15 protein-coding genes are annotated in these 22,597 nt (G+C 33.2%); 14 read left to right on the forward strand and 1 reads right to left on the reverse strand.

Annotated features, from left to right (window positions below):
- Positions 1–257: 257 nt before the first annotated feature.
- The 3 genes from argS (at position 258) to FLP_RS18390 (ending at position 7,262) form a co-directional block, all read left to right on the forward strand.
- Entirely contained in the window at positions 258–2,036 is a 1,779-nt protein-coding gene (gene argS, locus FLP_RS18380) for an arginine--tRNA ligase (RefSeq protein WP_065450950.1), read from the forward strand.
- A 581-nt stretch (positions 2,037–2,617) separates the two neighbouring features.
- Complete coding sequence (locus FLP_RS18385) at positions 2,618–5,785, forward strand: SusC/RagA family TonB-linked outer membrane protein (RefSeq protein ID WP_083195904.1); 3,168 nt, start codon at positions 2,618–2,620, stop codon at positions 5,783–5,785.
- 4 nt (positions 5,786–5,789) lie between these two features.
- Complete coding sequence (locus FLP_RS18390) at positions 5,790–7,262, forward strand: RagB/SusD family nutrient uptake outer membrane protein (protein ID WP_065450951.1); 1,473 nt, start codon at positions 5,790–5,792, stop codon at positions 7,260–7,262.
- Positions 7,263–7,359: 97 nt separating this feature from the next.
- Here the strand turns inward: FLP_RS18390 and FLP_RS18395 are convergent, their stop codons facing one another.
- Positions 7,360–8,262, reverse strand: a complete 903-nt coding sequence (locus tag FLP_RS18395; RefSeq protein ID WP_065450952.1) for a DUF6607 family protein — start codon at positions 8,260–8,262, stop codon at positions 7,360–7,362.
- Positions 8,263–8,367: 105 nt separating this feature from the next.
- Here FLP_RS18395 and FLP_RS18400 point away from each other — a divergent pair, with 105 nt between their 5' ends.
- The 11 genes from FLP_RS18400 (at position 8,368) to FLP_RS18450 (ending at position 22,576) form a co-directional block, all read left to right on the forward strand.
- The gene (locus FLP_RS18400) at positions 8,368–10,434 is read left to right on the forward strand and encodes a TonB-dependent receptor plug domain-containing protein (protein WP_065450953.1); all 2,067 of its coding nucleotides are present in this window, start codon (positions 8,368–8,370) and stop codon (positions 10,432–10,434) included.
- 27 nt (positions 10,435–10,461) lie between these two features.
- Positions 10,462–11,085, forward strand: coding sequence for an HmuY family protein (locus tag FLP_RS18405; protein ID WP_065450954.1), 624 nt, complete (start codon positions 10,462–10,464; stop codon positions 11,083–11,085).
- Between the two features lie 345 nt (positions 11,086–11,430).
- The gene (locus FLP_RS18410) at positions 11,431–12,915 is read left to right on the forward strand and encodes an SGNH/GDSL hydrolase family protein (RefSeq protein WP_065450955.1); all 1,485 of its coding nucleotides are present in this window, start codon (positions 11,431–11,433) and stop codon (positions 12,913–12,915) included.
- Between the two features lie 82 nt (positions 12,916–12,997).
- Positions 12,998–14,329 (forward strand): GDSL-type esterase/lipase family protein, encoded by a 1,332-nt coding sequence (locus tag FLP_RS18415; RefSeq protein ID WP_243397554.1) that lies wholly within the window; start codon positions 12,998–13,000, stop codon positions 14,327–14,329.
- 1 nt (position 14,330) lies between these two features.
- Positions 14,331–16,016 carry an MBOAT family O-acyltransferase gene (locus FLP_RS18420; RefSeq protein WP_065450957.1) on the forward strand — a complete coding sequence of 562 codons (1,686 nt, stop codon included), beginning with the start codon at positions 14,331–14,333 and terminating at the stop codon, positions 16,014–16,016.
- 219 nt (positions 16,017–16,235) lie between these two features.
- Complete coding sequence (ffh, locus tag FLP_RS18425; protein ID WP_065450958.1) at positions 16,236–17,588, forward strand: signal recognition particle protein; 1,353 nt, start codon at positions 16,236–16,238, stop codon at positions 17,586–17,588.
- A gap of 130 nt (positions 17,589–17,718) precedes the next feature.
- A complete protein-coding gene (locus FLP_RS18430) occupies positions 17,719–18,603 on the forward strand; it encodes a bifunctional 5,10-methylenetetrahydrofolate dehydrogenase/5,10-methenyltetrahydrofolate cyclohydrolase (RefSeq protein ID WP_065450959.1) in 885 nt (294 codons plus the stop codon).
- Positions 18,604–19,019: 416 nt separating this feature from the next.
- Positions 19,020–19,634 (forward strand): hypothetical protein, encoded by a 615-nt coding sequence (locus FLP_RS18435; RefSeq protein ID WP_065450960.1) that lies wholly within the window; start codon positions 19,020–19,022, stop codon positions 19,632–19,634.
- Positions 19,635–19,643: 9 nt separating this feature from the next.
- A complete protein-coding gene (locus tag FLP_RS18440; protein ID WP_065450961.1) occupies positions 19,644–19,934 on the forward strand; it encodes a winged helix-turn-helix domain-containing protein in 291 nt (96 codons plus the stop codon).
- Between the two features lie 114 nt (positions 19,935–20,048).
- Positions 20,049–21,437 carry a DUF4153 domain-containing protein gene (locus tag FLP_RS18445; protein ID WP_065450962.1) on the forward strand — a complete coding sequence of 463 codons (1,389 nt, stop codon included), beginning with the start codon at positions 20,049–20,051 and terminating at the stop codon, positions 21,435–21,437.
- Positions 21,438–21,625: 188 nt separating this feature from the next.
- Positions 21,626–22,576 carry a magnesium transporter CorA family protein gene (locus FLP_RS18450; protein WP_243397553.1) on the forward strand — a complete coding sequence of 317 codons (951 nt, stop codon included), beginning with the start codon at positions 21,626–21,628 and terminating at the stop codon, positions 22,574–22,576.
- Positions 22,577–22,597: the final 21 nt, after the last annotated feature.

The raw sequence follows: 22,597 nt of genomic DNA on the forward strand, positions 1-22,597 counted from the left end.
TTGCTTTAAACGAATTCAAAGTTCCTATTAAGACTCTTTTATCATCGATATGTTACAGGAAAAATTAAAAAATATTTTGTTTTTTTTAAGATCCTCTGTTTTTTAATAGATTAGCATTTTAATTTTTTGATAATTTTAACAATCATAATAAAACGCTTTTTAAGAAATTCTAAGTGTTTTATACTATTTTATATGTTTTTCATTTTCTGTAATTGATGAATAAGCAGTATCTTTGCTCACTTTAAAAATAAGTTTACATGTCATTATCACAAATTCTTACACCTTCTATACAAAAAGCAATACAAGCATTATTTGATGTTACTGTTGATAAAATTGAATTTCAAACTACCCGAAAAGAGTTTGAAGGCGATATTACAATGGTAATTTTTCCTTTACTAAAAGTGATCAAAAGCAATCCTGTAGAATTAGGAAATAAAATTGGGAATTATTTAGTCGAAAATCTTTCTGAAGTAGCGCGTTTTAACGTTGTTTCCGGTTTTTTGAATATTGTAATTGCTGATAGTTATTATTTGAATTTCTTTAATGAAATAAAAGACAATCAAAAATTTGGATATGTTACTCCTAATCCGGAGGACAAAGCCATTATGGTCGAATATTCTTCGCCAAATACTAACAAACCTTTACACTTAGGTCATGTTCGTAACAATTTGTTAGGATATTCCGTAGCCGAAATTATAAAAGCGTCAGGTAAAAAAGTATACAAAACTCAAATTATCAACGATCGCGGAATTCATATTTGCAAATCGATGCTGGCCTGGGAAAAATTTGGAAATGGAGAAACTCCGGAAAGTTCAAACTTAAAAGGAGATAAGTTAGTTGGTAAATATTATGTAGAGTTTGATAAAGCTTATAAAGGTGAAATCAATCAATTAATAGAAACGGGTAAAACCGAAGAAGAAGCAAAAAAACAAGCTCCGATTATTATTGAAGCACAGCAAATGCTTAAAAAATGGGAATCTGGTGATGAAAAAGTTATTTCACTTTGGAAAATGATGAACCAATGGGTTTATGACGGTTTTGCTACAACTTACACCAATTTGGGAGTTAATTTTGATAAATATTACTATGAAAGTAATACGTATCTATTAGGTAAAGATGTTGTTCAGATAGGCCTTGATAGTGGTGTTTTCGAAAAAGATCCTGACGGTTCTGTTTGGATTGATTTAACAGATGAAGGTCTGGATCGTAAAATTGTGTTACGTTCTGACGGAACTGCTGTTTATATGACGCAGGATATTGGTACGGCAATCCAGCGTGTAAAAGATATGCCGGATGTGGGCGGAATGGTTTATACTGTGGGTAACGAACAGGATTATCACTTTAAAGTTTTGTTCTTAATCTTAAAAAAACTTGGTTTTGATTGGGCTTCAAGCTTATATCACTTATCATACGGAATGGTTGATTTACCTTCAGGAAAAATGAAAAGTCGTGAAGGAACTGTTGTAGATGCCGATGATTTGATGCAGGATATGACAGATACAGCGCAGCAAATCTCAGAAGATCTAGGGAAATTAGATAGTTATTCGGCTGATGAAAAAGCGAAATTGTACAAAACAATTGGTCTTGGTGCTTTAAAATATTACATCTTAAAGGTAGATCCTAAAAAACGTATTTTGTTTAATCCTGAAGAATCTGTTGATTTTGCCGGAAATACGGGGCCGTTTATTCAATATACATATGCCAGAATCCAGTCAATAATTCGTAAAGCCGATTTTGATTTTTCTGCTGCAACCAATACCCAGGAATTACACGAAAAAGAAAAAGAATTGGTAAAACAAATCGAACTTTTTCCTGAAGTAATTCAAAATGCAGCTCAAAATCATAGTCCTGCTTTGATTGCCAATTATACGTATGATTTGGTAAAAGAATACAATTCATTTTATCAATCAGTGCATATATTAGGAGAAGTAGATTTGACTAAAAAAATATTCAGAGTGCAGCTTTCGCAAAAAGTAGCCGAAGTTATAAAGTCAGCATTTACATTATTAGGAATTGAGGTTCCTGAAAGAATGTAAATATCTTAAACATTAAAATGCTTAAAAAGCCAATAGTTGTAAAACTATTGGCTTTTATTGTTATTAATATGTCCTATTGTTCTTTTTTGAAAGAAAACTCCTTGCTTATTTTGCGGAAGTAATTTTTAATGTTTTTAAAATTAAAAAAATAAGCATTCTTAATTTAATCGACAGTTCTAATACTTGATGATGTTGTCTTAAAAATATTTCCTATTATTTGTTTTTAACTATTTTGAATTAGTACCCTATTTAGTAAAAATGGTAAAGGATCACCGTCTGAAATTGATTTTTGGGCGGTTTTTTTTATCCTTTTTTTTAAATTTTTAATGGAAGATAATGATGAGAAGTGATCAAATACTTAGTGATTTTTTTGGCTTTTTGTAAGATTCTAATTTTTTACAGTAATTCTTCTAATTACTGCTGCTTTGCCTCTTAAGCGCTATAATACCAATTGCTTAATATTTCAAAATTTATTAAAAGTAGTAAATAGATTACTTTTAATTGTGTTAAAAGAATTAAAAATCTTGTTAAAGTTATATTAATTTAATAAGTTGCGCCAAAATAATTTCAAAATATAAACAATGAAACAAAAAATTAAAGGGTTTTTACTACTGATTGTTGTACTGAGTTCTCAGTTGTTTTTTGCACAACAGCGTGTTATTTCGGGAACTGTGTCAGATGTGTCTGGACCGGTACCGGGAATAAATGTTATCGTTAAAGGAACAAAGAATGGCGTACAGACCGATTTTGATGGGAAATACTCAATCAAAGCAAAAACCGGAGACGTTCTTTTATTTTCCTACGTAGGTATGCAGGATGTTACTATTACTGTAGGGACCTCTTCTGTAGTAAATGCTAAGATGAAAGAGATAGGAAAAGAGTTAGATGAGGTTGTTGTGGTGGCTTATGGTAAGGCAAAGAAATCATCTTACACGGGATCAGCAACACAAATTAAATCAGAACAACTAGAAAATAGACCTTTAACAAATGCGTTGTCTGTTTTAGAAGGAAGTACTTCCGGAGTTCAGGTTCAAAGTTCCGCTGGACAACCAGGCTCGGCACCAGAAATTAGAATTCGCGGATTCAGTTCAATCAACGGATCAAATACTCCCTTATATATTGTAGATGGAGTTCCTTATGCTGGAGATATTAGCAATTTAAATTCGAGTGATATTGAAAGCTTGACGGTTTTAAAAGATGCCTCTTCGACATCACTTTATGGTTCAAAAGCCGCAAATGGTGTAATTATAATTACAACTAAAACCGGAAAGTCAGAAAAAGATAAATTTTCATTGAATGTAAGTACTGGTATGACCTCAAGATCTATTAAAGATTATGATAGAGTAGATGCTTATCAATATTATCCATTAGAATGGGAAGCTATAAGAAATAGTCGCCCTATGACTACGCCGGCAGACATTGCTGCAGCTAATATTTATGCGTCAGGAAGAGTAGGTACGGTATTGGTAACAAATCCCTTTAATGTTCCTATAGGAACTGTTGTAGGAACTGACGGAAAATTAAATCCTAATGCCCAATTGTTATATCCTGAAGATTTAAACTGGGAAAAACAATTGGAGAGAGCAGGTGTTCGTAAAAATATAGATTTCTCTTATCAGGGAAAATCAGACAGATCAAATTATTTTGCGTCACTAGGACATTTAGCAGAGGAAGGATACATTCAGAAATCAGGTTTTGAAAGAACAACAGGACGATTAAATTTAAATACAAGTTTAAATGACTGGTTTAAAACAGGTGTGAATTTGTCCGGAACCGTAACTAATTCTAAATTGGGAACTGATGGAGTTGCTAACACAAGTGCGTTCAACAATCCTTTTGTGATAATGAGAACGATGGGGCCAATTTATCCTGTTTTTGATCATGAAGTAAATGGTGATTATAAATTAGATGCTTCTGGTAATAAAGTATATTCAACCACAAGAGGATCTGGAGCCGCTAACGGAAGAAATGTGGTATATGAAACACTAAATAATACAGATATTAAAAAAGGGCTGGCTCTTTCAGGACGAACTTTTTTTGAAATAAGTTTTTTAAAAGATTTCAAATTTACAACTAACGCTTCTATTGATAAGACTTATTCTAATAGAACATATTCATATAATACTCTTATAGGAGATGGATCGCCTACTGGATTAATGGCGAAAGAGGATAGGATATTTACAGGTATCACCTATAACCAATTATTAAATTATTCTAAAAAAATAGGAAATCATTCTATTACTGCATTGTTTGGTCATGAGAGTTTTGATTATGAAAGAAATTGGACTACAGGGGTGAAGACAGGTCAGGTTTCTCCGGATAATATTGAATTTATTAATTACGCAACAACTACTACTTTAGAAAGTAAAACGAGAAATTATTCGACAGAATCTTATTTTTCAAGAGTAGGATATGATTATATGGATAAATATATTTTTTCCGCATCATTTCGTAGAGATGGGTCTTCCAAATTTTCTAAAGATAATAAATGGGGAAATTTTTGGTCATTTGGAGGGGCATGGGTAATTTCTAGAGAAAATTTCCTAGCTGAAAATTCTTGGATTAATGATTTAAAACTAAGGGCTTCGATAGGGGAAGTTGGAAATGATTCTCATATAGCTTCCGATAGAGATGAAGATGGTACAATAACAAAAGGTTTAAACTATTATGTGGGAAAAACCACTTATAGTTTAGGTAATGATAATGGTAGTGAAGGCGGGGTGGTAACATATGCTTCAGCAGCACCTGATTTGAAGTGGGAAGTTAATACTCAAAAAGATATTGCAGTAGAATTTGGATTGTTTAAAAACAGACTTAAAGGAAGTCTTGAGTATTATAATAGAAATACAGATGGGCTTATTTTTCAAGTGCCAAATGCATTATCTTCAGGTTTAGATTATAGAGTAGAAAATATTGGCTCGATGGTGAATAAAGGTTTTGAGATTGCTTTAGACGGTATTGTTCTCAAAACAAGTGATTTCTCGTGGAGTTTAAATGTAAATGCTTCAACTATTAAAAATGAAATTACCAAATTGCCACAAAAAGAGATTATTGATGGCACCAAAAAATTGGCTGTAGGTCAATCTATCTATGATTACTGGTTAAGAGATTGGTATGGGGTAGATCCTGCAGACGGATATGCATTATATGTTGCTGATCCTGAAAAAATGGTTTCCAATGATACTAGTGCACGAGTTATAAATGGAGTGAATGTAACAACAGATCAAAACAAAGCACTTTATCACTATGCAGGTTCTGCGATACCAGATTTATTCGGAACTTTTGGCAGTACAGTTAAGTATAAAGGACTTCAGTTAGATGTTATGTTCTCTTACCAAATAGGTGGTTTGATGTATGATACAAACTATTCAGCTTTAATGCAATCCGGTAATAATTACGGTTCAGCTTTTAGCACAGATATTTTAAACAGATGGCAAAAGCCAGGTGATATTACAGACGTTCCAAGATTAGATGTTACCAGAAGTCCCCAATCAAATGCCGCTTCGGACAGATGGTTAATAGGATCTGATTATTTATCACTAAGACAAATTAATCTTTCTTATAAATTACCTTCTGATTTAATTTCGAAATTAGAAATCGATAATGCTACAATTTATGTAAATGGCGAGAACCTCATGTTATTTACCAAACGTCAGGGAATGGATCCAACCCAAACATTTAATGGTACAACTCAAAACAGATATATTCCTTCGAGAGTAATTACGTTAGGTGTTAATTTAAATTTTTAAGAAAATGAAATCAAATTATATAAAATTAGTATTTTTTATACTCTCAATAGCTGTCTTAGGATCTTGTTCAGATGATTTTTTGGATAAAAAACCAACAGAGTTTGTTGACTATGATGGAGCAACAAAAACAACAGAGAACTTAATGACTTTGTTAAACGGGATCCATAGATCTTTATATCTTCAGTACGAAGATCAAAGTCAGGGAGGTTTGGGCGGTTTAATGCAGCAAACAGATATTGTAGGTGATGATGTTGTTTTTCCAATTACAAACGGTTGGTTTTTGACAGTATATAATTGGAGTGGATTAAATAATGAAAATTCAGTTGATGTGCGTTTTCCTTACAGAACCTATTATAGAATTGTCCGAAATGCAAATACAATAATAAATGCAACTGATGCTGCTATCGGTACAACAGCTGATAAAAATATTGTAAAAGGACAGGCATTGTTATACCGTGCATTTTGTCATTTTCAATTAGTACAGTTGTATGGTAAAAGATATGTAAATGGAGAAACAAATTCACAATTGGGAGTGCCAATTATTTTGAATGTTGGCAATGAAGCTTTTCCAAGATCTACTGTAGAAGAGGTTTATGCTCAAATCAATAAAGATTTAGATGAAGCTAATATTTTATTAATTGGCTATGATAAACCAAACAATTCTCATCTAAATCTAAAAGTGGCTCAGGGATTAAAAGCCCGAGTAGCCTTAACTCAGGGAAATTGGGAAATTGCGGCCGACTATGCAAATAAGGCCAGATCAGGAATAAGCTTAATGTCTATTGCAGATTATGCCGCTGGTTTTAACGATTACAATAATAAAGAATGGATGTGGGGGAGTCACATTAATGAAGTGCAAACGCTATATTTTGGAAACTTTGGAGCTTATATGTCCAGAAACTTTAGCTCAACAGTTATACGTTCCTGTCCAAAAGCAATAAATAGTAAATTGTACAATATGATTCCGGAAACAGATGTTCGTTCTACTATTTTTAGTAAAGACGGAAGCCATCCAGGTCTTGCTTTAGGATCTGCTTTTGCAAAATTTCCTTATACAAGTCAAAAATTCCTGGCTATTGGTACGGGCGATAGTAGATGTGATGTTCCTTATATGCGTGCAGCCGAAATGTATCTTATAGAAGCAGAAGCAAAAGCGAGATTAGGGCAATCAGATGCCGCGTCAATACTTTTTGATTTTGAAAGTAGCAGAGATCCAAAATATGTATTGTCTACCAATACTGGACAAGCATTAATAGATGAAATATTGATCCAAAGAAGAATAGAATTATGGGGAGAAGGATTTAGATTTTTTGATTTGAAAAGAACAAATGCTCCCTTGGACAGAACAGGGGCAAATCACGATTCAGGTCTTACAAATGGAGTTATGAATGTCCCTCCAACAGATAAAAGATGGCAATGGCTTATTCCAGTAGCAGAGATTAACGCTAATCCACTCATAAAACAAAACGAACTTTAAGTAATGAATTGCAAAGAGTTTCATTTTTTTAAGTCTTGACAAAAAAAGCCGATAGTCCTAAAACTATCGGCTTTTTTATAACTAACACAAATATTTTTTATTTTACAAATTTGTCGATGATGGCATCAGATTCTGCTTTTGTAGCAGTTGGTTTTAAATCGAACAAAAGAGAATAAAGCGCTTTCCTGTCTACTTTAGCTTCTAAGTTTAAGTCTTTATGTCTGTCAAAAAGAGTTTGCCATTTGTCACGAACATTTTTCCAAAGAGCATTATTTGCTACCCACCATTTTTGTCCGGCGATACATTTACTATCTGCTACTTTAGTGTAAACATCCATACCTTTTTCCTGTGCTAACAAAACATCTTTTCCGCTGTCATCGCGAATCAATTTGTCATTGTCTTGTTCATGATTCCATCCTGTAGCAGTAATTTCGTGAATGTTTCTTCTTTTTAAAACATTATAGTCATTACGTTTTGTTTGCTCTCTTCTAGGTAGCGGAGCATCAGCAACGTTTGCCCAGTAGTCCTTTCCGTCTACATGTACCCATGTAGAGGATCCTTCATATCTAGGGCTATCATCTACCTGATACACTTTTTGAGTCCATTGACCTTTTACGGCTTTTTTGTCCAGTTTTTTATATTTCCACGAACTTGCTTTATCAAAAGAATATAAATCTGTGTTTTCATATAACCAATCTTGTCTCCAGTGTTTAATGATCATATCGTCACTTACTATTAACAAGTGTTGCATTACAATTTTATTAGGAGTGTCTTCTAACAACTCTACCCACTCTAAAGCAGATTCATGTTTAGTTTGAGAAGGCTTATAAGTAAGAGAATCTTTAGGGTATTGAAAAGTTTCTGTAAAATTAAATTTCACTTCATAACAACCACACATAGATTTGATTGATTTAATGTCTTGTTGCTTTTTATCCTGACTGAAACCAAGGCTACAAGTCAAAGCCATAACGGCTGAAAAATAGAGGCTTTTTGAAATCATAATTTATTTTTTTGGTTTTTTAATTTTCGCAAATATATGTATTTTATTTAGAACAAATAAAAATAGTTCATATATTTGCGTCATTATTAAGACTGAATAAAAATAATGAAAACAAAATTGATGCTTTTTGCGGTTGTCCTTTTTTCTCAGATTTCTGTTGGACAGGAAATGCAAAAAGATAGTGTTCAAACAAATGAATTGTCTGAAGTTACGGTTACAACAGCCACAAGAACCGAAAGAGTACTTGCGTCTTTGCCGTTACCTATGACAGTGATTACGTCTGAAACAATTATAAGATCGGGCGTTACAAGATTAAATGAAATTTTAAATGAGCAAACAGGAATTATTTTAATTCCGGATGAAAGCGGATTTGAAGGTGTTCAGATTCAGGGTTTAGACGCAGCTTATACCATGATCCTTATTGATGGACTTCCTCTTGTGGGAAGAAGCTCAGGAGTTTTGGACTTGTCGAGAATTTCTGTTGGAAATATAGAAAGAATTGAAATTGTAAAAGGAGCATCATCAGCTTTATATGGTTCGGAAGCAATGGGCGGAGTGATTAATGTAATTACAAAAAGACCCAGAAAAGATATGTTTTCAGGTAATCTTTCTTATCGATATGGTACATTTAATACCAATGATGCTAATGCTAATTTACTTTGGAAAAAGAAAAAATTTGGAGCAAACTTATTTGCCAATTTTTACTCGACTGACGGTTTTGATCTGGATAAAAACACATGGTTACAAAATGTTGAAAAATTTCATAATACCACAATTCAGCCCAAAATATACTATGATTTTTCAGATAATCTGAAGCTTACCGTTAGCAATCGTTTTTTTAATCAAAAGATAGATAACAAAGCTATAATTGAATCTGAAAGATATAGAGGTGATGCAAAAGAAAATGAATGGAATTCGCAAATTAAATTAGAACACAGATGGAACCCCAGATTAAACTGGGAATATGAATTGTATGCTACCAATTATAAGAATGATTCTTTTTTGAATGATCCGGATAATGTACTTTTTGAAAAAACATACTATAATCAGTGGCTTGTTCGACCGGAAATAAGGACAACTTGGTCTATAAATAATGATAAATTAACAGCAGGGGCAGGATTAAATTATGAGACTTTAGATCGTACCTATTTTGCTAATAATGTCAAGTTTAATTCACAATATTTTTATCTGCAATATGACTATAATCCCACAGAAAAACTAAATATTCTTGCCGGATTCAGATATGATAATCATAGCGAATATGCATCGCAATTAAGCCCGAAATTAGCGGCAAACTATAAATTTAATAACAGTTTTTCTCTAAAAGGTTCAGTAGGATATGGTTATAAAGCACCGGATTTCCGTCAGTTATATTTCGATTTTACAAATCCATCGGTAGGCTATACTGTTTTGGGATATAATGTTGCCGAAGCCCGATTAGATGAATTTGCAAGCCAGGATTTGCTTTCGTCAAGAGTAGCTGGAATCAATTTTGATGAACCGTTGAAACCGGAAAGTTCGATCAATTATAATTTTGGAGGCTATTATAAAAAAAACAAACTTAAAATAGAACTAAACGCTTTCTACAATTCGATAAGCGATTTAATTGATACGGGTGTTGTTGCTACCAAAAAAAATGGACAAAACATTTTTAGCTACTTCAATTACAGTAAAGTTTTTACTTATGGTTTAGAGTTTAATTCTGCTTATGATTTTACGAAAGACTTTTCCGTTTCGCTTGGATACCAATATTTGACTGCTAAAGATAAATCGGTTGTTGATAATTTTGAAGAGCATCAATACATCCGTAATTCTGATTTACAAACCGTTAAAATTAATAAATCAGATTATTTCGGATTATACAACAGATCAAAACATACGGCCAATATTAAATTTGCTTATACCATTCCGTCACTTAAAACAGACATCAACTTGCGTGTTCTTTATCGAAGCAAATACGGATTGTTTGATACCAACGGAAATGGAATTCTCGACAAATACGACAATTTTATAGGAGATTATTTTATAGCAAATTTATCAGCCTCAAAATATATTATGGATAAATTCATGCTTCAGGCCGGAGCTAATAATTTATTTGATTACACAGACCCAAGTCAAATTCCGAGTTTGGCAGGAAGGCAGCTTTATGGACGAATTCAATACAATTTCTAAATCAACAATAATTTAAATACCATTACTATGAAAACAAATTTCTTAAAACTTTCGCTTTTAGCACTAGTACTTTTTACTGCATCTTGTAGCAGTGATGATGATAAGGATACAACTCCTGAAGTAGTTGTGACAACACCAGTTAAGGATCTTTATGCACCACAATCAGGTGGTCAAGGACAACCTATCACTGGTGATTATACAAAATTCAGTTTTTCTGAAAACAAAGTTGTTACTGGTGATAAATGGGATGTCGCTTTTCGTGGAACGTTTATTATTGTAAATGGTGGAGCAAAAGTTAATGTCGATGACGCAGGTGAACCGGCAAGAACAGGGTCAGGAGCTATTAGTATTGTTTCTAATGCTTTTGGAGCTGTAACAGCATTTCCTACAGCATCTACTTTTAAACAAGATGCAGCTACAGTTTACTCAATTCCTGCAGTAAGCGGACAAGGATGGTATAATTATGCAAACACTATAATTTCTCCTATTGCAGGGAAAGTTTTTGTAGTGAAAACTCATGATGGCAAATACGCAAAATTTGAAATTTTAAGTTACTACAAAGGAGCACCTGCAACTCCAACGGCAGAATCTGCATCAAGATATTATACTTTCAATTTTGCATACCAGGCTAATAGCACTACAACATTCTAAGAAAATATTCAAGAGGAATAATATACTTCTGGCCATAGTTTCGTAATGAAAACAAAATTATTCACGCTGATTTTAGGCGGAATGATGATTGTATTTTTAAGCTTTGAAAGTCAATATTATATAATACAGTACATTAAAATTTAGTTAATCATTAGCTTTGTTTTTTTTATTTTTTTTTGATAAAGAGGTTAGATTCATCTAGCCTCTTTTTTTGTTTTATTTTAATGTTAAAAATAATTCGTAAATTAATGTTTAATTCTATCTTTGCGCATACTTTTTTATAAGGAAATAGCAGACATTTTGATTTAAAAAAAGTTAATCCTTTCTTCAAATTTATAATTACTAGTGAATACAAAATCTTATTTTTTTCAGTCTTTTGCAATTGTAGCATTGGCATTCGTAGCTTTCATTGGATTTAAACAAATCCTGCCAGATAAAATTTTTCCGGATAGTAAAGTAGATTCTAAAAATGTACTTATCGATAGTTTGCTTTTAGAATCTGTTGCAAACGATTCTTTGGCGCTAAAAGGGGACAGTATTTCTGAAAGTGAAAAAAACGAAGCGGGAGAAAAAATCAATTTTGATGCTGCTGAAGGAATCGAATTTCCGTCTGAAACTTTCGATAACTATAAAGGATATCAATACCTGATTTCTTTTTATGAAAAATTATATCAGCTCGAAAAAAATCCACAAGCAAAAGTAAGAATCGCTTATTACGGGGATTCCATGACAGATGGAGATTTAATCGTGCAGGATGTCCGATCCAATTATCAGGAACGTTTTGGCGGTAATGGTGTTGGTTTTGTTTCTATCACTTCAGAATCTGCAGCTTCAAGAGGATCTGTTAAATCTACTTATTCTAAAAACTGGAAAACACTGTCGTATCTAAATATCAAAAATCCGATAAGTCCTTTTGGAGTAAACGGTCATGTGTTTTTTGCAAATGATAAAGCAAATTCAACCTGGGTGCAATATGAGGCAGGTCTTAATAAATACGCAACAACTTTAGATAATCCTACATTGTTTTACGGAAGATCAACCAAAAAAGGAAATGTAAATTTTATTATTGGAAAAGATACTTTACGAAAAAGCCTTGTTCCGAATAATCTCATTAATACATTAAAAGTGACTTCGGGAAGTATAAAAGCATTCAAGGCAAATTTCATTCATGCGGATTCAATTCCAATTTATGGCTTTAATTTTGATAATGGAAGCGGAGTTCATGTTGATAATTTTTCACAAAGAGGAAATTCAGGATTGCCAATTTCGATGTTCAATGCCAATGTAATGCAGGGATTCAATAACAGCTTAAAATACGATTTGGTTATTTTACATTACGGAACCAACGTTTTAAACTACGGAACCAAGAATTATTCATGGTACCAAAAAGGAATGACAAAAGCGGTAAATAAAATAAAGGAATCTTTTCCTGGAGTTTCTGTTTTGATCATTTCAACAGCTGATAAGTCGACCAAATATAATATGGAAATGAAAACAGATTCTGCTGTTGTTCCTTTAATGAAAGCCCAAAAAAGATATGCACTCGAAACCGAATCCGGATTTGTGAATTTGTATACTTTGATGGGAGGCGACGGATCTATGGTAAAATGGGTAGATGAATCGCCGGCAAAAGCCAATAAAGATTATACACATTTTAACCAGCGAGGAGCAAAAGCTATAGGTAAATTATTATACGATCAATTAAATAAAGGTTACGAGCAATACAAAACATTGCGAGGAAATAGAGAAACTGACGTTAATAAGCGGAAAGCCGTCAGGAAAACAAATACAGATTCCGTTTCTGTAAAAAATGATAGCGTAAATGACTAGATTAATGATTTTCTTTTGTTGTCTTTTTTTTGCAACAAACGATAAAGTGCAAAAAACAGATCCCATTCCAATAACAAAAAACATGATGCATAAGATAGATAGAGCAGTGGTTGATTCTTTTTCGGAGGATAAAATCTATAATGCAAAAGTCTTAGGAAGTTTTTTTAAGAAATTAAAAGAAAATGAAGATCATAATAATCAGAAAATAAGTATTGTTCATATTGGAGATTCTCATATTCAGAGTGATTTAATGACCAATGAAATAAGGCTTAATCTTCAGCAAAAGTTTGGTAATGCCGGCAGAGGGTTGGTTTTTCCTTATCAATTAGCCAAAACAAATGGATCTTATAATGAGCGCTTCTATTCGAACAGAGTGTGGGAAAGTTATCGGAACATTCATTCTTTTAAAAGTGTTCCTGTTGGTTTAAGCGGAATAGGATTATGGCGAGACAATGCTGGTTTTGCAATCGAATTGCGTATAAAAGAGGCAAATAATAAGTTTAATACCATTCATATTATTACGCCCAAAAACGAGAATATGTTTGATTTGGCTACATCATCCCAAACCAAAACAATTCAGTCAACAGAGCGAAAAGTGATTACTCATAAAATTAAAAAAGGCGAGGCCATTTCGACAATTGCAGATAAATATAATATCTCGATTGCCGAAATTAAAAGAGAAAATCATCTGAAGTCAAATAACATTCGCGCAGGAAGAACGTTAAGGATTTTAACGAATGAAACAAAACCTAAAAACATTACAAGTTCAGAGTTTGTTGCTTTAGATCTTGTATCTGATTCGTTTTCTCATTCCTATCATTCTGATAAAGCATTAGATAAAATATTTCTGATTCCTAATAAAAACGCTGATAAATACGCGCTTAATGGAATCGTTCTGGAAAAAGATGCTCCTGGAATTATGTACAGCGGAATAGGGGTAAACGGCGCAAAATTCTCAGATTATAACAAGTATCCCTTATTCTTTGAGCAGTTAAAAGCTTTGCATCCTGATATGTTGGTTCTTTCCTTTGGAACTAATGAAAGTTATGATCACATGGAAGCTTCGGCTTATATTGAACAGATTCGTACGTTTATTAAGAAAGTGAGAGAGCAGAATATAAATGTTCCGATAATTATTAGTACGCCAGCACCTTCTTTGCTTAAAGGAAGGAGAACTAATACTTACATATTCGATTATGCGAGAAGTATAATTCAAATGACCGAAACGGACAATGTTGCTGTTTGGGATTTATATGATGAATTTGGTGGAATGCATGGAATTCAGCAATTAAAATCTCAAGGATTAATAGGTCCGGATTGGGTTCATTATTCTAAGAAAGGATACGAAAAACAAGGAAACTTGTTTACAGAGGCGTTTTTAAAAGCATACGATAATTTTAAATTAAAAAAGTAAGTTGATTACAATAGATAACATAAATAATTGGTTTGTTCAAAATTTCGGTGCAGTTACTTTAGAACAGGCTAAAAGTTGGTTTATATACAATCCCGAAGAAAAACTATTGTTTAATACAGGTTTGTTCTTAGGGCTGTTTCTCGTGTTTTATTTTGTGTATGCTTTTTTACGCAAAACATTTTATTTGAGATTAACATACGTTATTCTCTTCTCGCTTTTCTTTTATTATAAATCAAGCGGAATCTATTTTTTACTCTTATTGCTTTCCTCAGTTGTAGATTATGGCTTGAGCCAAATTATCTATAGAGAAGCAAAAGACAGTCGAAAGAAAATCTATTTGATTATCAGTGTGATCCTGAATTTAGGATTACTGGGCTATTTTAAATACATGAATTTTATGATTGTAACATTCAATGATATGTTTCATGGTAATTATAAGCTTCATGATATTTTTCTGCCTGTCGGGATTTCGTTCTACACTTTCCAATCGATGAGTTACATTATCGAGATTTATCGTGAAGAAATCAAGCCAACAAAAAATTACATCGAATACTTATTTTTCGTTTCGTTTTTCCCGCAGTTAGTGGCAGGCCCAATTGTTAGGGCAAAAGATTTCTTACCACAGATTTATCAAAAACTAAATCTTACGAAGCAAGATGTAAACAACGCCTTGTTTTTAATTATTGGCGGATTAATTAAGAAAACCGTAATCTCCAATTATATCTCGATAAACTTTGTCGACCGTGTTTTCGATACGCCAATGAATTATACGTCGTTCGAAAACTTAATGGCATCTTACGGATATGCTATTCAAATTTATTGTGATTTCTCTGGATATTCAGATATGGCAATCGGAATCGCATTGTTGTTGGGGTTCAAATTACCGGCCAACTTTAGAACGCCATATAAATCAACTTCGATCACCGATTTCTGGAGAAGATGGCATATTTCATTATCAACTTGGCTAAAAGATTTCTTGTATATTTCTATAGGAGGAAATCGTGAAGGAACATTCGCGGGATTTTTATTCCCAAGTTTATTCTTCTTCGGATTATTGCTTTGGGGAATGTCAAATATAAACGAGAGTTTTATTCCGTTAGGTATAGCAATTGGGGCAATCGTATTGTTCTCTTTGACATTTTTACTTTCAAAGAAAAAGCATCAAACATTGGTAACCAATTTCAATTTGTTTACTACAATGCTTTTAGGGGGATTATGGCATGGAGCCGGTGCACAATTTATTGTTTGGGGAGCCTTACACGGATTAGCATTAGCAGTTCATAAAATTTTTATGGAATTTTTCCCATCCAAAAAAGAAGGAAAAGGTTCAAATTTCTTATGGACGTTTTTCTCTATCGTAATTACATTTCATTTCGTAGTGTTCTGTTGGATCTTTTTCCGTGCCAGAGATTTCGAAACAGCCTTACAGGTCATCAACAATATTGGTCAGTTAACTTTCGAACCAGAACATTGGCAAGCCATTATATTAGGATATAAAAATGTATTCTTATTGATGCTTTTTGGATATGTTTGGCATTTCTTACCAGAAACCATTACATCAAAAATGAAATTTGTTTTCGATAAAACTCCATTAATAGGAAAAGCAATTATCCTTGGTTTCGTTTATTGGATTGTTTACGCTACAGCTGTGGCAGGTTCACAGCCGTTTATTTACTTCCAATTTTAAAAAAAAAGGTTCATAGCCACAAAGACACAAAGGCGCAAAGATTATTTTTTCTTTGTGCCTTTTTTATATTTTTTGCTCAAAGAAATTAAAAAAAAAGCAAACTTTGTGTCTTCGACTCTTCGTGGCAAAACTAAACTTCGTGGCAAAAAAAGCACTTAAATAAAAATTGCCTGAAATACCTAATTAGATTATCTTTGCACTTCAAATAAAGAAAAAATTATGTTTGATAATTTAAGTGATAAGTTAGATAAAGCCTTCCATATATTAAAAGGGCACGGTAAAATTACAGAAGTAAACGTAGCCGATACCTTAAAAGAAGTTCGTCGTGCCTTATTAGATGCCGATGTTAACTTTAAAATTGCTAAAGATTTTACTACCAAAGTAAAAGAAAAAGCAATAGGTCAGGACGTTTTAACCACACTTCAGCCAGGACAATTATTGGTGAAGTTAGTAAAAGACGAACTAACTGAATTAATGGGTGGCGATGTTGCCGGAATCAATCTTTCTGGTAATCCGAGTATTATTTTAATGTCAGGACTTCAGGGTTCTGGTAAAACAACTTTCTCTGGTAAACTTGCCAACTTCTTAAAAACAAAGAAAAATAAAAAGCCACTTCTTGTAGCGTGTGATATCTACCGTCCTGCGGCGATTAATCAGTTGCATGTTGTTGGAGATCAAATAGGCGTTGAGGTTTACTCAGAGCCGGAAAATAAAAATCCTGTAGAAATTGCTCAAAACGCAATCAAACACGCAAAAGCAAACGGTTTCAATGTTGTAATCGTCGATACTGCAGGTCGTTTGGCAGTAGACAAAGAAATGATGGACGAAATTGCCCGTGTTCACAAAGCAATTGAGCCACAGGAAACCTTGTTTGTTGTTGATGCAATGACAGGACAAGATGCTGTAAACACAGCAAAAGCCTTCAACGATATCTTAAACTTTGACGGAGTTATCTTAACCAAATTAGATGGAGATACTCGTGGGGGAGCAGCAATTTCGATTAAAACCGTTGTAAACAAACCAATCAAATTTGTAGGTACAGGCGAGAAGATGGAAGCAATTGATGTTTTCTATCCGGATCGTATGGCCGAGCGTATCTTAGGTATGGGAGACGTTGTGTCTCTTGTAGAAAGAGCGCAAGAACAATTTGACGAGGAAGAAGCCAGAAAACTTCAAAAGAAAATCGCTAAAAACGAATTTGGTTTTGATGATTTCTTAACGCAGATTCAGCAAGTAAAGAAAATGGGTAATATGAAAGACCTGGTTGGAATGATACCGGGAGCTTCAAAAGCCATGAAAGATGTAGAAATAGAAGATGATGCTTTCAAACATATCGAAGCCATCATTCACTCGATGACACCAATCGAAAGAAGCAAGCCGGCCATAATCGACGTAAAAAGGAAAGCCAGAATCGCTAAAGGTTCCGGAACAAAAGTCGAGCAGGTAAATCAGTTAATGAAGCAATTCGACCAAATGAGCAAAATGATGAAGATGATGCAAGGTCCAGGCGGAAAAAACCTGATGAAAATGATGGGAGGCATGAAAGGAATGCCAGGCGGAATGCCAAAATAAAAAAATAAGAAAAAAGTTTCAAGTTTAAAGTTTCAGGTTCGAGACTAAAACTTGAAACTTTTTTCGATAAAATATATATGTGTTTCGCTTGTAACGTGAAACCTGAAACTTTAAACTTGAAACAAAAACAATGCAACTACTAGACGGTAAAAAAACAGCTGAAGACATTAAAAACGAAATTGCAGCCGAAGTTCAATCGATAAAAGATGCCGGAGGAAAAGTACCTCATTTGGCAGCCGTAATCGTTGGTACAAACGGGGCAAGTTTAACTTACGTAGGAAGTAAAGTAAAATCTTGCCAGCAAATAGGCTTCGATTCTACTTTAGTAAGTTTACCCGAAGATATTACCGAAGAAGCTTTACTGGCAAAAATCAAAGAACTAAACGAAGATGACGATCTTGATGGTTTCATCGTTCAGTTGCCTTTACCAAAACATATCGACGAACAAAAAATCTTATTGGCAATCGATCCAGATAAAGATGTTGATGGTTTTCACCCAACAAACTTTGGTAAAATGGCTTTAGAGATGGAAAGTTTTATTCCTGCAACACCATTCGGCATCATGCAGTTGCTAGAACGTTACAAGGTAGAAACTGCCGGAAAACATACTGTAGTAATTGGCAGAAGTAACATTGTAGGCCGACCAATGAGTATTTTAATGAGCCGCAAAGGAACTCCAGGAGATTCAACTGTTACCCTAACCCACAGCCGAACTAAAAATTTAGCCGAGTTCACTAAAAATGCCGATATCATTATTACAGCTTTAGGAGTTCCTGAATTCTTAAAAGGAGACATGGTAAAAGACGGAGTTGTAATTATAGACGTTGGAATTACTCGTGTAGACGATGCGTCAAACTCAAAAGGTTATGTTATAAAAGGTGACGTTGATTTTAATGAAGTAAGTAAAAAAGCATCTTATATTACGCCAGTTCCAGGTGGAGTAGGACCAATGACCATTGCAATGTTACTTAAAAATACACTTTTAGCCAGAAAAATGAGAAGCGCCAAAAAATAATTCTTTTCAAATAAAAATAAACAAAGCCTATTCAATCGAGTAGGCTTTGTTGCGTTATCTACTTTGGGCGTGACCGTATTTACAAAAGGCGCTATTCAACATGCCGCTTATGTGCGCCTTTCGCAAATACGGTCGGGCTATCCACGCTACTTCGGTAGCCAGCTCCTATCCCTCACGCAACTTTACGTTCATTCATGAAGTCCATCAAAATTATAAGTATTTAAATCGCTATTCGAATTTATGATAGAGTCCCATCGGGACGATATATTTATAGATATCTATGAATTTTGTCTTTCAGAACCCCATCGGGGTGGCATATAAAAATTACAGTTAAGGCGACTTCATAAAAAAAAAATCAATTTTATATTTGTCAATTCAAAATAAAATATAACTTTGCACTACAAAGTACTTTATTTATGAATCAGAAGCACCAAGAAGATTTAGCACACATTCGTTCCATGATGGAGCGCTCTTCAAGATTTATATCCTTAAGCGGACTCTCAGGAGTATTTGCGGGTTTATCAGCTTTAATTGGCGGATTGTACGTTTATCAATTATTCAAAGCAAATGGCATTGAATATTTCGACGACCAGCAAATCACAATTACTTCTGGTTTGGTGTCTCAATTGTTCTTTACAGGATTAATCATTTTGGCCTTTGCTTTTGTTTTCGGATTGACCTTTACCATCAGAAAAAGCAGAAAATACGATTTACCAATTTGGACATCGGCAACAAAAAATATGTTGTTCAATTTAGCGGTTCCTCTTTTGGCCGGAGGCATATTTTGTCTGGCACTTTTATACCACGAAATTTATGGATTAGTAGCTCCGGCTACCTTAATTTTCTACGGTTTAGCACTTGTAAATGCAGAAAAATATACATTTTCGGATGTTAAGTACTTAGGATTCTGTGAATTATTTTTAGGATTTATTTCTCTTTTTTATATCGGATATGGTTTAGTTTTTTGGATCATCGGATTTGGTATTTTGCATATCTTGTACGGATTAATAATGTTCAAAAAATATAAATAAATCCACGCAATGGGAATCATTGATAAACTAAATAAAGATTTTGAAAGTCGTGTCAGATTGGGTATTATGTCCATCCTGATGGTCAATGAATGGGTTGATTTTACCGAGATGAAAAATCTTCTGAACATTACAGATGGTAATTTAGCCAGTCATTCCTCAGCGCTCGAAAAATCAGAATATATCGAAGTCAAAAAAGAATTTGTGGGCAAAAAGCCCAAAACCTCTTACCAGGTAACTCCTAGGGGACGTGCAGCTTTTAAAGAACACCTTTCTTATCTTGAAAAATTAATGAAATCGTAATAACTATATTTTTTTGCCTAAATACTTTGAAATGCAAAGTACTTTTAAATTTAAAATAACAAAATCACTATTAAAAAAACGGTAAATCAAAAGCAATAAATAAATTCAACAAATATGAAAAAACATCAAATCATTCTAGCTTGCAGTATAGTATTTACACTGCTTTTTTACAACGAGTCAATAGGAGTAAACCTCGCTATTTTTGGACTATTATTAACCGGTTCAATCTGTTATTTCTTTCAGGATCGATTTACAGACAGGTCGCATTTGATCTTGGTAGTTACTTCGGTTTTGTCTTGTATGGCTTTTGCTTGGTACGGAGATTTTGTTTCTTTCTTGGCTTTGGCAATTTCAATACTTTTTTTACAGTTTAAAATACAGGAATCAAAACTTAAAATTGTACAGGTATTTCCGTTAATATTTTTAAATGCATTCGCTTCCATTGGTCGTATTTTTATTTTCAGCCAATGGCTTCCGGAAAGAAAAATTCATAACAACTTTGCCAAGAAGCTGGTCGCTTATTTCATTATTCCAGCAATTTTTATAATAGTATTTTTTACAGCCTATTCTTTCGGTAGCTCACATTTTTCTTCTTTACTAACAGATTATACTTTAGATATCGATATTGTCGAAGTGATCTTAATTGGAGTTTTAGGGTTTTATATTTCATTCAGTTTCTGGAATTACTGGGTACCGGAAGTTTGTCATGAGAAAAATGACTTATTAGACAATGATTTTAAGAATATAGCCGAAATTAAAAGTCAGAATACATTTTCGTTTTTAGATATAGATTTCGAAAGAAAAAGTGGTGAGATTACTTTAGTATTGCTCAACTTTTTACTCGTAGTATTCATCATAACGTATAATTACGAGCAATTTTTTGAAGTAATAGAAAAATCAAACTTAAGTGCCGATACACACGAAAGAGTCAATTCAGTAATTTTTTCAATTATTATGGCTGTTGGAGTTATTATGTTCTATTTTAAAGGCGGATTTAATTTTGATAAAAAAGCAGCTAATCTCAAAAAACTGGCTAAAATCTGGATTGTCTTAAACGGGCTTTTGATCGTAAGCACCATTATTAAAAACTCAGAATACATTTCGGTTTTCGGGTTAACTTATAAGCGATTGGGAGTTTATGCTTTTCTAATCCTGGCCATTATAGGTTTAGTTTTTGTTTTTCGAAAGATCACAAAACAAAAAACAAACGCTTATCTGGCAAATCAAATGGTATGGTATTTTTACGGAACGGTTTTGCTGTGCAGTTTTGTAAACTGGGGAAACCTTATTACTACTTATAATATTGCAGTAAACAAATGTGTCGAACCGATATTTTTGAGCCGTTTGAATTTTAATGATGAAGCCAGAAGAGAATATTTCTCAAAACTTCATTTAGATGGACAATTAATTGAAATTAGAAAAGAGGAAGAAATTGATGAATATCAGAACAAAACATTTTTATCAAAAGCATTGTACTATGAATTTTTGAATAATAAAAAATAATTTTTTCCTGAAACCACCTTTAGTAAAATACTGAAGGTGGTTTTTTTTAGTATTTAATTATACTTTTAAAGTTTTAGGTTTTAAAAATAAAGGATACTTTTGCACCACTTAAAAAAAAACTTCTCCAATGGACGATTATTATTCGTTAGTATTAAATTAAAATAGCTTTTGAAACTTTTCAAAATGCTATGATAAAACCCTGCAATTTTGAAATGAAAGCCTTTTACAAAAACAACAACGGATTAATCGAGACAAAAGAATGGACTCCAAACTGCTGGATTAACATTGAGTCTCCTTCAGAAACAGAAAAAAAATATTTACTCGAAGAACTGCAAGTTCCTGAAGCCTTTTACAATGATATTGAAGATATCGACGAAAGACCTCGTATGGAATCTGAAGATGGCTGGACTTTGTTTATTATGCGTATCCCTGTGAAAAGTAATGATGTTAAACTGCCTTTTCAAACTATTCCCTTGGGATTAATTTTTAAAGAAGATGTGTGTGTTACCATTAGTTTTTACGAAACCGAAATCATTTCTGATTTTGTACAATATACCAACCGCAAAAATATACACATAAAAGATAATTTTGATTTGGTTTTAAGATTATTATTGTCCTCAAGTGTTTGGTATTTAAAATACCTGAAACAAATTAATCAAAAGATAAAGCTTGCCGAAGATAATTTAGAGAAGTCAATCAAGAACGAAGAATTACAGGCACTTTTGCAAATAGAAAAATGTCTTGTGTTTTTTATTACTTCCCTAAAAGGAAACGATGTTTTGTTTCATCGAATTAAAAATTTAAAAGCTAAAAGAGAACATTTTGATCAGGATTTATTAGAAGATGTTGATATCGAATTAAGTCAGGCACAAGATACAGCCAATATCTATAGCAATATCTTGACCGGAATGATGGATGCTTATGCTTCGGTGATTTCGAACAATATGAATAATATTATGAAGCAAATGACTTCGATTTCAATTATTTTAATGATCCCTACTTTAATTGCCAGTTTATACGGAATGAACGTGCCCAACGGTTTAGAAGAAAGTAAATACGGAATCTGGATATTACTTTTAGTATCGGTGATCTTATCCATTTTTGGTGTTTATCTATTCAAAAGAAGAAGATGGTTCTGATAAAGTAATTCAGAAATGCAT

The sequence above is a fragment of the Flavobacterium piscis genome (genome assembly GCF_001686925.1).
Lineage (GTDB): Bacteria > Bacteroidota > Bacteroidia > Flavobacteriales > Flavobacteriaceae > Flavobacterium > Flavobacterium piscis.